Below are 13,188 nucleotides of genomic sequence, written 5' to 3'. Positions count from 1 at the left end.
CCGAGGAGATCTTCCGCCTCGGCAACGAGCTCGAGGAAGCGCTGCAGAGCCGCGCGACGGGGCGCGCGGTGCCTTTCCGGGTGGGCATCGCCGACGTGGTGCCGAAGGCGATCGCGTGGTTGCTGCTGGCACCCTCGATGGATCTCCCCGAGCCGATGCGCATCGTCTGCCGGGAGGGCAAGTTCGACGCCCTGCTCGGCGAACTCGCGATCCACAAGCTCGACGTGGTGCTCGCCGACAGCCCGCTGCCGCCCGCCATGGACGTGCGCGGTTTCAGCCACGCGCTCGGCGAATCGACCATCGGCTTCTACGCCGGGCCCGCGCTCGCCGCCCGCCTTGCCGGCGACTTCCCCGCCCGCCTCGACGGCGCACCGCTGCTGCTGCCCGGGTGGAGGCGAGCGTGCGCGGGCCGCTGCTGCGCTGGATCGAGGCCGCCGGGCTGCGCCCGCGCATCGTCGGCGAATTCGACGACAGCGCGCTGATGCGCGCCTTCGCCGAGGCCGGCGCGGGCATCTTCCCGAGCGCTTCGCTGGTCGGCGAGCAGCTCTGCCGCCAGGGCGGGCTGGTGCATCTGGGGGACGCGAAGGGCGTCACCGAAACCTACTACGCGATCTCGGTGGAGCGCAGACTGACCCACCCCGCGGTGCGCGCGATCAGCGAGGGCGCGCACGCGAAGCAGAACTTCGCCTGATTTGATTTTCGCCCCGGGGCGCTACAGAATCGCGGCCGGGAACGGACGGCGACCGGCAACGCTGGCAAGCGCGCTCCCTCAGCAAGAAGGCAGGCAGCCGGAACGCAGGAAGAGGAAAAGCGAGCGGAGGACTCCGTCGCGAACGACTACTCGACGGGCGGGTTCGAACGCCGCGTTCATCGAAGAGCCGCCGGCGGTCGATGCCGACCGGCGGAGCCGAAAACTGGTGCCGAGAGTGGGACTCGAACCCACACACCTTGCGGCGGCGGATTTTGAGTCCGCTGCGTCTACCGATTCCGCCATCCCGGCACGGGACGCGCATTATCCCCGAACACGAGGCGGGCGGCAAGCGAGCCGTCAGCCGCTCCGGACCAGAACAATCTCCACCGAACACAACACGATGTCCCTCACCCTCGCCGACTTCGACTACACCCTGCCCCCGAGCTGATCGCCGGGTCACCGCTGGCCGAGGGCGCCAGCCGCGTCGGTGAGCCGCGGCGGGCGCCTCCTGCGGCTCACCGACGCGGCTGTTTTTGCGCTTGGGGAGCGGTGCCTGGCGATCTGCTCGGGAGGCAGGGTGTAGTCGAAGTCGGCGAGGGTGAGGGACATCGTGTTGTGTTCGGTGGAGATTGTTCTGGTCCGGAGCGGCTGACGGCTCGCTTGCCGCCCCGCCTCGTGTTCGGGGATAATGCGCGTCCCCGTGCCGGGATGGCGGAATCGGTAGACGCAGCGGACTCAAAATCCGCCGCCGCAAGGTGTGTGGGTTCGAGTCCCACTCTCGGCACCAGTTTTCGGCTCCGCCGGTCGGCATCGACCGCCGGCGGCTCTTCGATGAACGCGGCGTTCGACCCCGCCCCGTCGAGTAGTCGTTCGCGACGGAGTCCTCCGCTCGCTTTTCCTCTTCCTGCGTTCCGGCTGCCTGCCTTCTTGCTGAGGGAGCGCGCTTGCCAGCGTTTGCCGGTCGCCGTCCGTTCCCGGCCCGCGATTCTGTAGCGCCCCGGGGCGAAAATCAAATCAGGCGAAGTTCTGCTTCGCGTGCGCGCCCCTCGCTGATCGCGCGCACCGCGGGGGTGGGTCAGTCTGCGCTCCACCGAGATCGCGTAGTAGGTTTCGGTGACGCCCTTCGCGTCCCCCAGATGCACCAGCCCGCCCTGGCGGCAGAGCTGCTCGCCGACCAGCGAAGCGCTCGGGAAGATGCCCGCGCCGGCCTCGGCGAAGGCGCGCATCAGCGCGCTGTCGTCGAATTCGCCGACGATGCGCGGGCGCAGCCCGGCGGCCTCGATCCAGCGCAGCAGCGGCCCGCGCACGCTCGCCTCCACCCCGGGCAGCAGCAGCGGTGCGCCGTCGAGGCGGGCGGGGAAGTCGCCGGCAAGGCGGGCGGCGAGCGCGGGCGCGGCGTAGAAGCCGATGGTCGATTCGCCGAGCGCGTGGCTGAAACCGCGCACGTCCATGGCGGGCGGCAGCGGGCTGTCGGCGAGCACCACGTCGAGCTTGTGGATCGCGAGTTCGCCGAGCAGGGCGTCGAACTTGCCCTCCCGGCAGACGATGCGCATCGGCTCGGGGAGATCCATCGAGGGTGCCAGCAGCAACCACGCGATCGCCTTCGGCACCACGTCGGCGATGCCCACCCGGAAAGGCACCGCGCGCCCCGTCGCGCGGCTCTGCAGCGCTTCCTCGAGCTCGTTGCCGAGGCGGAAGATCTCCTCGGCGTAGTCCAGCACCATGCGCCCGGTCTCGGTCAGCACCAGGCCGCGGCCCTGGCGCTTGAACAGGTTTACGCCGAGATCGGTCTCCAGGGTGGCGATCTGGCCGGACAGGGTCTGCGGCGCCAGGCCGGAACGTTCCGCCGCGCGCACGATCCCACCCGCGCGGGCCACGGTCCAGAAATGATGGAGCTGCTTGTAGTTCAGCATGGGGCGCCTCCGGCGTGCGCACTTCAATACTTCGGAAAAATCGGATTCAAATTCTGCTGAACCGAGATTCTATCGAACAGTCTGAGCGGTAGTATCCACCGGAGCACAGGGCCCGATGGATCCGTGCAACGAAAACGAAGGAGACTGGACATGCGTATCGATCTGCATTGCGACGGTGTGGAGACCGCCCCCGGCCTGCGCGACTACGTGGCGCAGCGGATGCGTGCTTCGATTGGCCGCTTCCGCGACCACATCCAGTGGGCGCGCGTGAAGGTCGCCGATGTGAATGGTGTGGAGGGTGGCGCCGACAAGCGTTGCGTGGTTCAGCTGCGCCTGCGCAACCTCCCCGATGTGGTTTTCGCCATCACTCAGCTCGACGTGCGCGCGGCGGTGGACGAGGCCGCCGACCGGGTCGCCCGCGTGCTCGCCCAGCGCGTGCGCCGCCACCAGCGCGGGCCGGCGATGGCCGCGATCCCGGCATGATTTTCTCGTAGTTCCTGCAGCAAACCCCCGGTCGTCCGCCCGTTCGGCGCCGGTTCCAAAACAAATCGACGATCCCACTGGAGGACCTCCACCATGGAAAACCGCATCAGTACCCTGGGCCGGGCCGAAGCCTCGGTCCTGCAGACCAACAAGGTCATCCGCAACACCTACATGCTGCTGTCGCTCACGCTGGCCTTCTCGGCGCTGACCGCCGGCCTGTCGATGGCGATGGGCGCGCCGCGCCTGGGCATCCTGATCACGCTGGCCGGCTACTTCGGCCTGCTCTTCGCCACTACCAAGTTCCGCGACAGCAGCCTGGGCATCGTGTTCGTGTTCGCGCTGACCGGCTTCATGGGCTTCACCCTCGGCCCGATCATCTCGTCCTACCTCGCCCTGCCCAATGGCGGCTCGATCGTGATGCAGGCGATGGCCGGCACCGCGGCGATCTTCCTTGGCCTGTCGGCCTACGCGGTGACCACCAAGAAGGACTTCTCCTTCATGGGCGGCTTCCTGATGGTCGGCATCCTGGTGGCCTTCCTTGCCGGCCTGGGCGCGATCTTCTTCGAGATCCCGGCGCTGTCGCTGACCGTCTCGGCTGCCTTCGTGATGCTGATGTCGGGCCTCATCCTGTACGAGACCAGCAACATCATCCACGGCGGCGAGACCAACTACATCATGGCCACGGTGTCGCTGTTCGTGTCGATCTTCAACCTCTTCACCAGCCTGCTGCACCTGCTGGGGTTCGCCAACAACGACTGACCCGGAGCGCCCGCCACGGCGGGCGCCTTCCGGAATGGGGCGGTGGCCGCGAGGCGCCGCCCCATTCTTTTGCGCGCGAGCACGGGTTTTGCGCTGCAGCACGCGCGCCGCGCGCGGCCGGGCGGCTGGCGTTACAATGGCGCACATTTTTGACTGGGACAGCCCGGGATGAAGACCACCTTTCTTGATTTCGAAACGGCGATCTCCGAACTCGAGGAAAAGATCGACCAGCTGCGCTTCGTCCAGGACGATCCGGCGGTCGACATCTCCGACGAGATCAAGCGGCTCGAGGCCAAGAGCCAGTCGCTGACCAAGGACCTCTACGCCAAGCTCAGCCCCTGGCAGATCGCCCAGGTCGCGCGCCACCCGCAGCGCCCCTACACGCTGGACTACGCCAGCCTGATGTTCACCGACTTCCACGAGCTGCACGGCGACCGCAACTACGCCGACGACAAGGCCATCGTAGGCGGGCTGGCGCGCTTCAACGGCCAGGCCTGCGTGGTGATCGGTCATCAGAAGGGTCGCGACACCAAGGAAAAGATCGCGCGCAACTTCGGCATGCCGCGCCCCGAGGGCTACCGCAAGGCGATGCGCCTGATGAAGATGGCGGAGAAGTTCGCGCTGCCGGTGTTCACCTTCGTCGACACGCCGGGGGCCTATCCCGGCATCGGCGCCGAGGAGCGCGGCCAGTCCGAGGCGATCGGGCACAGCATCTACCTGATGTCCGAGCTCAAGACCCCGATCATCAGCACCATCATCGGCGAAGGCGGCTCGGGCGGCGCGCTCGCGATCGCGGTCGCCGACCGCGTGCTGATGCTGCAATACTCGACCTACTCGGTGATCTCGCCCGAAGGTTGCGCCTCGATCCTGTGGAAGAGCGCGGAGAAGGCCGCCGACGCGGCCGAGACCATGGGCATCACCGCGGCGCGCCTGAAGTCGCTCGACCTGGTCGACAAGGTGGTCGACGAGCCGATCGGCGGCGCCCACCGCGACCACCGTGCGATGGCCGCCACGCTCAAGCGCGCGCTCGCCGACGCGCTGCGCGAGCTCGAGGCGCTGTCGCCCTCCGAGCTCGTCGAGCAGCGCTACCAGAAGCTGATGAGCTACGGCCGCTACAAGGAAAAGGCGGCCTGAGGCCTTCTCGCCGCTCGAGCCCGGTCGGGCGCGCGCTGCTGCGCCTGCGCTCGCGACTCCATCGATGAGGACCCCGCCCGCCGACGTGCTGCCCGAATCCGCCGCCGCGGTCCTCGCGGCTGCCGGTGTCGGCGCCGGCAGTCGCGTGTGCTGCGCGCTCTCCGGCGGAGTCGATTCGGTGGTGCTGTTCGAGCTCCTGCGCCGCCTGCAGCCGCGCTTCGGCTTCAGCCTGCGCGCCGCCCACGTCGACCACGGCCTCAGCCCGAATGCCGCCGCCTGGGCGCGCGCCTGCGCCGAGCGCTGCTTGGCCGCGGACGTTCACCTGCAAGTCTTCCGCGTCGAAGTCGAGCGCGCCCACGCCGACGGCCTCGAGGCCGCCGCGCGCGCCGCGCGCCACACCGCGCTCGCCCAAGTGGACTGCGACTGGCTCGCCTTCGGCCATCACGAGGACGACCAGGCCGAGACCCTGCTGTTCCGCCTGCTGCGCGGCACGGGCGTGCGCGGGGCGGCGGCGATGCGCGCGGTGGAGCCGGGCGGGGCAGGGCGGGTGGGGCGGCTGCGCCCGCTGCTCGGGGTGCGCCGCGCGCAGCTGCTCGAGTGGGCGGGCGCGCACGGACTCGGTTGGGTGGAGGACGAGAGCAACGCCGAGCTGCGCTTCACCCGCAACGCCCTCCGCCATCGTCTGCTGCCGGTGGCCGAAGGCCTCTTCCCGGCGGCGGTGCCGAACCTGGCGCGCGCTGCCGCGCATTTCGCCGAGGCCGACGCGCTGCTCGGCGAACTCGCCGCGATCGATGCCGCGGCCTGCGGCGCGCCCGTGCTGTGCCGCGCGGACTTGCTCGCCCTGACGCCGGCGCGCCAGGCCAACCTGCTGCGCTGGCTGCTGCTCGGGTCCGGTGCGCCCTTGCCCGGCGCGGCGCCGCTCGGCGAAGCCCTGCGCCAGCTGCGCGCGTGCGAACCCGCCCACCCCCTGCGTCTGCCGCTCGGCGCCTGGGTGTGCTGCGCCTACCGCGATCGTGTGTGGCTGGAGCCGGCGCAGCCGCCCGCTCCGCAGGCGCTGCACTGGCAGGGCGAGGCGGCGATGCACTGGGGCGGGGATGAAGTACGCCTCGTGGCGTCGATCGGCGCCGGACTGGGCAGGGGCTGCCTCGAAGATGCCGGCGAGGTCCTGCTCGGGCCCCGGCGCGAGGGTCTGCGCATGCGACTGCACCCCGCGCGGCCGCGGCGCGAGCTGCGCAAGCTCTGCCAGGAGGCCGCGATTCCCGCGTGGCTGCGCGACCGCCTGCCGGTGCTGTGGGTGGACGGCGAGCCCGCGTGGGTGGGCGGCATCGGCGTGGCGGCGGAGTTCGCCTGCGCGCCGGGGGCAGCGGGGCTCGTGCCGGAGTGGCGACCGGGCGGCGTCACCCCCGCGCCGCCACCCTGAGCGCTGAACGGTGGCGCCCGCGCTCAGGTGCGCAGCGTGGTCAGCAGCTGTGCCAGCTCGACCGCCGAGCGCACCTCCATCTTCTCGAAGATGCGCGAGCGGTGCGCCTCCACGGTGCGCATCGAGATCGACAGGTCGTCGGCGATCACCTTGTTGTACTTGCCTTCGAGGATCAGCTCCATGACCTCGCGCTCGCGCTGGGTGAGCGTGGCCAGGCGTGCCTCGATGGTCTCGCGGCTGGCGGCGGCGCGCAGGCGCTCGTCGTCGGTGGCGAGCGCCTTCTCGACAAGGTCGACGAGATCGTGGTCGTTGAAGGGCTTCTCGATGAAGTGGAAGGCGCCCTTTTTGAGCGCCGCCACCGCCATCGGCACGTCGCCGTGGCCGGTGATGAAGATCACCGGCAGCTGGCAGCCGCGCGCGAGCAGCTCGTCGAAGCACTCCAGCCCGCTCATGCCCTGCATGCGGATGTCGAGCACGATGCAGCCGCGCCAGTCGCCGCGCCAGTCGGCGAGGAAGGCCTCGGCCGAGGCCCAGCTCCGGCAGGGTACGCCGCGCGTCTTGAACAGCCATTCGAGGGCGTCGCGGATGGCTTCGTCGTCGTCGATGATGTGCGTGCAGGCGGGATTCATTCGAACTCGGCGTCCACCGGGAGGGAAAGGGTGAAGATGGTACCGCCGCCCGGCCGCGATTCGAAGGCCAGGCGGCCGCGGTGCAGCTCGGCGATCGAGCGGCAGATGTTGAGTCCCATGCCCATGCCCTCCTGCTTGGTGGTGAAGAAGGGCTCGAACAGCCGCGCGGCGGTTTCGGCGGGAATGCCTGCGCCGCGGTCGGCGACGGTGACGGTGACGAAGCGGCCCTCGCGTGCGGTGTGCACGGCGACGACGCGCTCGGCTGGCGGGGTGTCGCGCATCGAGTCCATCGCGTTGCGCACCAGGTTGACGACGATCTGCTCGATCATCACCGCGTCCGCCGGCACCTGCGGCAGGCCGTCGGCGAGCTCGCTGCGGATCCGCATGCCGCGCTTGCGCGCGTCGGCCTCGATCAGGCCGATGGCGTCGCGGATCACCGCGGCGAGGTCGAGCGCCTCGCGCTTGGGTTCGGAGCGGCGCACGAAATCGTGCACCCGGCGGATGATCTCGCCGGCGCGCTGGGCCTGGCGGGCGATGCGCTGGTGCACGTCGAGCAGCTCGCTGCGGTCGAGCGGCGCCTCGTCCTGCAGGCGGTTGATGCAGCCCGTGGTGTAGCTTGCGATCGCCGCGAGCGGCTGGTTGAGCTCGTGCGCGAGCGTGGACGCCATCTCGCCCATGGTGATCAGGCGCGAGCTCTGCTGCAGGCGCTCCTCCTGCTGGCGGGCCTGTTCGCGCGCGCGCTTCTGTTCGGTGATGTCGAGCACCGAACCCATCCAGCCGGCGTGGCGGCCGGAAGCGTCGATCAGCGGCGCCTCGAAGACGAGGACGTCGAGGGTTTCGCCGTTCTTGCGCCGCAGGCGCACCTCGGTGCCTTCGCTGGCGCTGCCGCTGGTCATGATCTGGCGGTGCAGCTCGAAGGTCTGCTCCAGCCTTTCCGGGTCCCAGTAGGGCATCGGCGGCTTGCGACCGAGCAGCTCGTCCGCGCTGAAGCCGGTCATGCGGCAAAAGGCGGAGTTGACGTAGGTGAGGCGGCCTTCGAGGTCGCGCGCACGCATGCCGGTCAGCATCGAGTCCTCCATCGCCTTGCGGAAGACCGACTCGGCGCGCAGCGCCACCTCGGCCTGCTGACGGCGTGCGAGCTGGCGGCGCAGTTGCATCACGCTCCACACGATGATGCCGGCCAGCAGCACGATCGAGGCGCCGAGCAGCACCGGGATCCAGCGCGGGTCGGAGCGGTAGGCGGAGATCTGCAGCGTGAGGCCGTGTCCGGGCGGATCGAAGGGCATCGAATAGGACAGCCGCGGCGACACCGGCGCGACTTTCGACTTGGCGGCGATCGTGCGTCCGTCGCTGTCGAGCACGGCGACGTGGTAGCGCTCGGAGAACCACCACGGCAGCTCGCGCATCACCACGTCCGAGAGCGCATACACGCCGACCACCATGCCGACCTGCGCCTCGTCCGACCACACCGGCACGTGCACCTCGAAGTGGTGGGTGCCACCGGGCGCCGGATGCGCGGGGCCATACACCGGGCGGCCGATGGCGCGTGCCAGCCGCACGCTGGATTCGTCGACCGGCACCGCGGCAGCATCCGCGGAGGCGTCGTGCACCGCCTGGGCGGGAGCCAGCGGCGGCATCGCGCCGCGCACTTCGCCTTCCGGCGACAGCCACAGGATGCGCGCGAGGCCGCGCTCGGATGTCAGCAGGCTGGCGAGCCGAGCCTCGGTCTGCGCCGACAGCGTGGGTGTGGCGAGCAGCTCGGGGCCGATCTCCTGCAGGTGGTTCTCGTTGCGGTCCAGGTTGAAGCGCAGGTTCTGCTCCATCCACAGCACGTCGCTGATCAGCGTCGCGCGCTGGGCCTCGTCGTCGTACTCGCGGGTGAGCCACACCAGCGCGGCGATCGCGGCGAGGAAGAGCGCCAGGCTGAGGTAGGGCAGCTGCTGCAGCCAGCGCCGGCGCGCCGGGGGCGGGAGAGGGTCGGAGAGGCTCATCGGAAAAGGCTGCGGGTCGGGATCCGGCGGCTTGCGGTTGTCACGCATGCGGAGATCCACAATAGCAGCCCTCACAGGGCGAAACGATACTGATCCCCGACACAGCGAAACTTATCGCCGTGCATGCGCCCGGTAAGGAGCTGTCCGGGCGGCGAAAACTACCTAGATGCAGTTCTCTCGGAGGAGATGCTTTCATGAAGATCCGTTCGCTTCTGGTCGGTCTGGTTGCCGTGGGTCTGTCTGCTGCAGCGGTCGCCGCAGACCCCATCGTGATCAAGTTCAGCCACGTGGTGGCGCAGGACACGCCCAAGGGCAAGGCTGCCGAAAAATTCAAGGAGCTCGCCGAGAAATACACCGGCGGCGCGGTCAAGGTCGAGGTGTACGCGAACAGTACCCTCTACAAGGACAAGGAGGAGATGGAGGCGCTGCAACTCGGTGCCGTGCACCTGCTGGCGCCGTCTCTGGCCAAGTTCGGTCCGCTCGGTGTCAAGGAGTTCGAGGTCTTCGATCTGCCCTACATCTTCGACGGCTACGAGGCGCTGAACAAGGTCACCCAAGGTGCGGTCGGCCAGCAGCTGCTCGCCAAGCTCGAGCCCAAGGGCATCAAGGGCCTAGCCTTCTGGGACAACGGTTTCAAAGCGTTCTCGGCCAATAGCCCGATCAGGAAGCCGGAAGACCTCAAGGGCAAGAAGATGCGCATCCAGTCGTCCAAGGTGCTGGAAGAGCAGATGCGCGAGATCAAGTCGCTGCCGCAGGTGATGGCCTTCTCCGAGGTCTACCAAGCGCTGCAGACCGGCGTCGTCGATGGGACCGAGAACCCGCACTCCAACCTCTACACCCAGAAGATGCACGAGGTGCAGAAGCACATGACCCTGACCGACCATGGCTACCTGGGCTATGCGGTCATCACCAACAAGAAGTTCTGGGACGGCCTGCCGGCCGAGGTGCGCACGCAGCTCGACAAGGCGATGAAGGAATCGACCGTCTACGCCAACCAGATCGCCAAGGAAGAGAACGACAAGTCGCTCGCGGCGGTGCGTGCCTCCGGCAAGACCGAGGTCTATGCGCCGACCGCCGAAGAGAAAGCCGCGTTCAAGAAGGCGCTCGTCCCGGTGCACAAGAAGATGGAGTCGCGCATCGGCGCAGAGCTGATCCAGTCGATCTACAAGGAAACCGGGTTCGATCCGGCCAAGCTCTGATTTCCCTGATTGATCTGTCGCACGCCCGCTGGCTGCATCCGCGCTCGCGGGCGTTTTGTTTGAGGAGGTCGCAATGCTGAAGATTCTGGATCATCTGGAGGAATGGCTCATCACCTTCCTCATGGGGGCCGCGACGCTGATCATCTTCGTCTCGGTCGTTCACCGCTATGGCTCGGGCCTGGAGATCCCCGGGCTGCAGGACTGGCTGCTCGGGCTCAACCTCGGATGGGCGCAGGAGCTGACCATCATCATGTTCGTGTGGATGGCGAAGTTCGGCGCGGCGTACGGCGTTCGCACCGGCATCCACGTCGGGGTCGACGTGCTGATCAACCGCCTGTCCGCGCCCAATCGTGCCCGGTTCGTCGTCATCGGGCTCGCCGCCGGCGCCCTCTTCACCGGCATCGTCGGCACGCTCGGGGCCACCTTCGTGCTCGAGAACGGGGCCCACTACCAGATCCTGTCCTGGCTCGGCATGGATACCGGCGATCTCTTCGAAGGCCCCACCACGCCCGATCTCGAGTGGCCGACCTGGATGGTCTATGCGGCGATCCCGTTCGGTTCCTACCTGATGTGCTTCCGCTTCCTGCAGGTGATGGTCGCCTTCATCCGCACCGGCGAGCTGCCGCATCACGATCACGGCCATGTCGACGGCATCGAGGAGGAGCACGTGCCGGTCGATGTCAATCCCTACGACATGGGCGACAACCTGCACCCGCGCGACCTCAAGCACAAGCAGATCGGCGAGGGTCGTGACAAGCAGCAAGGAGGCAAGAAATGAGCGCCGCAATCATCTTCATCCTGCTGCTGGTGTTGATGCTCACCGGCATGCCGATCTCCATTTCGCTCGGCCTCACCGTGCTGACCTTCCTCTTCACGATGACCGAGGTGCCGATCGAGTCGGTGGCACTCAAGCTGTTCACCGGCATCGAGAAGTTCGAGATCATGGCGATCCCGTTCTTCATCCTCGCAGGCAACTTCCTGACCCATGGCGGCGTCGCGAGGCGGATGATCAATTTCGCCACCTCGATGGTCGGTCACTGGCACGGCGGCCTGGGGCTGGGCGGCGTAGTCGCCTGCGCCCTGTTCGCCGCGGTGTCGGGGTCGAGCCCGGCGACGGTGGTTGCGATCGGCGCGATCCTGCTGCCGGCGATGGTCAAGCAGGGCTTTCCGAACAAGTTCGGTGCCGGCGTGATCACCACCTCGGGTGCGCTCGGGATCCTGATTCCGCCCTCGATCGTGATGGTCATGTACTCGGTGTCGACCAACACCTCGGTCGGCGCCCTGTTCATGGCGGGCGTCGTGCCCGGCATCCTGCTTGCGGCCTTCCTCGGCTTCACGACCTGGAACCGTGCGCGCAAGTTCGGCTACCCGCGCCTTCCGAAGGCGACCTGGGCACAGCGTGCGAAGGCGTTCAAGGATTCGGCCTGGGGGTTGTTCCTGATCGTGGTGGTCATGGGCGGCATCTACACCGGCATCTTCACGCCCACCGAGGCGGCGGCGATGAGTGCGGTGTATGCGTTCTTCGTCGCGGTGTTCGTGTACAAGGATCTGGGCATGAAGGACGTGCCCAAGGTGCTGCTGAACTCCGCCAACATGAGCGCGATGCTGCTGTACATCATCACCAACGCGGTCTTGTTCTCCTTCCTGCTCACGCACGAGAACATCCCGCAGGAAATGGCCGACTTCATGATCGGAACCGGCGTGGGGATGATCGGCTTCCTGATCATGGCCAACATCCTGATGCTGATCGCGGGCAACTTCATGGAGCCGTCATCGATCGTGCTGATCCTGGCGCCGATCCTGTTCCCGATCGCCATCAAGCTGGGCATCGATCCGGTGCACTTCGGCATCATCATGGTGGTGAACATGGAAGTGGGCATGTGCCACCCGCCGGTGGGCCTGAACCTGTATGTCGCCAGTGGCATCACCAAGATGGGCATCACCGAGCTCACGGTGGCGGTCTGGCCGTGGCTGCTGTCGATGCTGGTGTTCCTGGTGCTGGTCACCTACTGGCCCGCCATGTCGCTGTGGCTGCCGCGCACGCTCGGCATGATGTGAGGGCGTAGCGAGCTCGATCCCGGACCCGGCCGTGTGCCGGGTCCGGCTTTTCGAGGACGATCCGGTGCTCGGGCCGTGCGCGGATGCTGCATCGAGGTGTTTCATTCCCGGCTCCGGATGCTGCGCTGCGCTAGAATCGCGCGTCCTTGCCCGTCGGGTCCTTCATGGAATACCTCGCCTTCACCGTCGATCTCGTGCTGCACGTCGATCGTCACCTCGCCGAACTGCTCGCGAACTACGGCAACTGGATCTACGCGATCCTCTTCCTGATCGTCTTCTGCGAGACCGGTCTGGTCGTCACCCCCTTCCTGCCCGGCGATTCGCTGCTTTTCGTGGCCGGCGCGCTGGCCGCCGGTGGCGGCATGGACCCGGGTGTCCTGATCACCGTGCTGTTCGTCGCAGCCGTGGCCGGCGACTCGCTGAACTACACGATCGGCAACCGTTTCGGTGGGCGGATGCTGCAATGGCCCGACAGCCGCCTCTTCAACCGCCGGGCGCTCGAGCGCACACGCGAGTTCTATGAGCGTCATGGCGGCAAGACCATCATCATCGCCCGCTTCATGCCGATCATCCGCACCTTCGCGCCCTTCGTCGCGGGCATGGCGGCGATGCGCTACCCGCGTTTCCTCTCCTTCAATGTGCTCGGCGCTGCGCTCTGGGTCGGACCTCTTGTCATGGCGGGTTACTGGTTTGGCAACCTGCCGCTGATCAAGAACAATCTCACCCTGGTGATCTTCGGCATCATCCTGCTGTCGCTGCTGCCGCTTTTCGTCGGGTGGCTGCGTCATCGTGCAGCCTCGGTGGGCGCAGGATGACCGGAAGGTCGTGGCGCTTGCTTCGCGTCGCCCGGAAAGGGGCGGAAACCTGCTAAAATTTCGCGCTTTTTTCCACACACCGTCCCGGAGTCTTTC

General features: G+C 67.8%; 10 protein-coding genes, 2 tRNA genes and 2 pseudogenes. 10 read left to right on the top strand and 4 right to left on the bottom strand.

The features are described 5' to 3' along the window. Positions 1–691: pseudogene (locus PO78_RS11845) on the top strand (LysR substrate-binding domain-containing protein); the annotation flags it as partial. Between the two features lie 224 nt (positions 692–915). Here the strand turns inward: PO78_RS11845 and PO78_RS11840 are convergent. Then, a tRNA-Leu gene (locus PO78_RS11840) sits at positions 916–1,000 on the bottom strand. 393 nt (positions 1,001–1,393) lie between these two features. On the opposite strand from PO78_RS11840, the gene PO78_RS11830 reads away from it, so the two are divergent. Beyond that, positions 1,394–1,478 (top strand) — tRNA-Leu (locus tag PO78_RS11830). Between the two features lie 340 nt (positions 1,479–1,818). On the opposite strand, the pseudogene PO78_RS21910 reads toward PO78_RS11830, so the two are convergent. Further along, positions 1,819–2,604, bottom strand: a pseudogene (locus tag PO78_RS21910) (LysR family transcriptional regulator); the annotation flags it as partial. A 150-nt stretch (positions 2,605–2,754) separates the two neighbouring features. On the opposite strand from PO78_RS21910, the gene PO78_RS11820 reads away from it, so the two are divergent. From PO78_RS11820 to tilS, 4 genes are all read left to right on the top strand, one after another. Continuing rightward, on the top strand, positions 2,755–3,087 hold the full coding sequence (locus tag PO78_RS11820) for an HPF/RaiA family ribosome-associated protein (RefSeq protein ID WP_043743237.1): 333 nt from the start codon (positions 2,755–2,757) through the stop codon (positions 3,085–3,087). 93 nt (positions 3,088–3,180) lie between these two features. Continuing rightward, positions 3,181–3,846: a Bax inhibitor-1/YccA family protein gene (locus PO78_RS11815; protein ID WP_004306308.1), complete on the top strand. Its 666-nt coding sequence runs from the start codon at positions 3,181–3,183 to the stop codon at positions 3,844–3,846. Between the two features lie 168 nt (positions 3,847–4,014). Then, positions 4,015–4,980 carry an acetyl-CoA carboxylase carboxyltransferase subunit alpha gene (locus PO78_RS11810; RefSeq protein ID WP_043743239.1) on the top strand — a complete coding sequence of 322 codons (966 nt, stop codon included), beginning with the start codon at positions 4,015–4,017 and terminating at the stop codon, positions 4,978–4,980. A gap of 64 nt (positions 4,981–5,044) precedes the next feature. Further along, positions 5,045–6,400 carry a tRNA lysidine(34) synthetase TilS gene (tilS, locus tag PO78_RS11805; protein WP_052484410.1) on the top strand — a complete coding sequence of 452 codons (1,356 nt, stop codon included), beginning with the start codon at positions 5,045–5,047 and terminating at the stop codon, positions 6,398–6,400. A gap of 23 nt (positions 6,401–6,423) precedes the next feature. On the opposite strand, the gene PO78_RS11800 is transcribed toward tilS, so the two are convergent. Beyond that, positions 6,424–7,029: a response regulator transcription factor gene (locus tag PO78_RS11800; protein WP_004321707.1), complete on the bottom strand. Its 606-nt coding sequence runs from the start codon at positions 7,027–7,029 to the stop codon at positions 6,424–6,426. Continuing rightward, the gene (locus tag PO78_RS11795) at positions 7,026–9,068 is read right to left on the bottom strand and encodes an ATP-binding protein (protein ID WP_004321709.1); all 2,043 of its coding nucleotides are present in this window, start codon (positions 9,066–9,068) and stop codon (positions 7,026–7,028) included. The genes PO78_RS11800 and PO78_RS11795 overlap by 4 nt, the downstream gene beginning before the upstream one ends. Positions 9,069–9,214: 146 nt before the next feature. Here PO78_RS11795 and PO78_RS11790 point away from each other — a divergent pair, with 146 nt between their 5' ends. From PO78_RS11790 to PO78_RS11775, 4 genes are all read left to right on the top strand, one after another. Then, complete coding sequence (locus PO78_RS11790; protein WP_043743897.1) at positions 9,215–10,219, top strand: TRAP transporter substrate-binding protein; 1,005 nt, start codon at positions 9,215–9,217, stop codon at positions 10,217–10,219. A 73-nt stretch (positions 10,220–10,292) separates the two neighbouring features. Continuing rightward, entirely contained in the window at positions 10,293–10,997 is a 705-nt protein-coding gene (locus PO78_RS11785; RefSeq protein ID WP_004321712.1) for a TRAP transporter small permease, read from the top strand. Then, positions 10,994–12,277 carry a TRAP transporter large permease gene (locus PO78_RS11780; protein ID WP_004321715.1) on the top strand — a complete coding sequence of 428 codons (1,284 nt, stop codon included), beginning with the start codon at positions 10,994–10,996 and terminating at the stop codon, positions 12,275–12,277. The genes PO78_RS11785 and PO78_RS11780 overlap by 4 nt, the downstream gene beginning before the upstream one ends. A 164-nt stretch (positions 12,278–12,441) precedes the next feature. Further along, positions 12,442–13,092: a DedA family protein gene (locus PO78_RS11775; protein WP_004321718.1), complete on the top strand. Its 651-nt coding sequence runs from the start codon at positions 12,442–12,444 to the stop codon at positions 13,090–13,092. Positions 13,093–13,188: the final 96 nt, after the last annotated feature.

The organism is Thauera sp. SWB20 (genome assembly GCF_000831325.1).
GTDB classification, from domain to species: domain Bacteria; phylum Pseudomonadota; class Gammaproteobacteria; order Burkholderiales; family Rhodocyclaceae; genus Thauera; species Thauera aminoaromatica.
This window is presented reverse-complemented; position numbering and strand designations above follow the sequence as displayed.

Coding starts and splice junctions, on each gene's coding strand:
- PO78_RS11820 (WP_043743237.1), top strand. CDS start 2,755: ATGCGTATCGATCTGCATTGCGACGGTGTGGAGACCGCCCCCGGCCTG.
- PO78_RS11795 (WP_004321709.1), bottom strand. CDS start 9,068: ATGCGTGACAACCGCAAGCCGCCGGATCCCGACCCGCAGCCTTTTCCG.
- PO78_RS11780 (WP_004321715.1), top strand. CDS start 10,994: ATGAGCGCCGCAATCATCTTCATCCTGCTGCTGGTGTTGATGCTCACC.
- PO78_RS11785 (WP_004321712.1), top strand. CDS start 10,293: ATGCTGAAGATTCTGGATCATCTGGAGGAATGGCTCATCACCTTCCTC.
- PO78_RS11790 (WP_043743897.1), top strand. CDS start 9,215: ATGAAGATCCGTTCGCTTCTGGTCGGTCTGGTTGCCGTGGGTCTGTCT.
- PO78_RS11810 (WP_043743239.1), top strand. CDS start 4,015: ATGAAGACCACCTTTCTTGATTTCGAAACGGCGATCTCCGAACTCGAG.
- PO78_RS11775 (WP_004321718.1), top strand. CDS start 12,442: ATGGAATACCTCGCCTTCACCGTCGATCTCGTGCTGCACGTCGATCGT.
- PO78_RS11815 (WP_004306308.1), top strand. CDS start 3,181: ATGGAAAACCGCATCAGTACCCTGGGCCGGGCCGAAGCCTCGGTCCTG.
- PO78_RS11800 (WP_004321707.1), bottom strand. CDS start 7,029: ATGAATCCCGCCTGCACGCACATCATCGACGACGACGAAGCCATCCGC.
- tilS (WP_052484410.1), top strand. CDS start 5,045: ATGAGGACCCCGCCCGCCGACGTGCTGCCCGAATCCGCCGCCGCGGTC.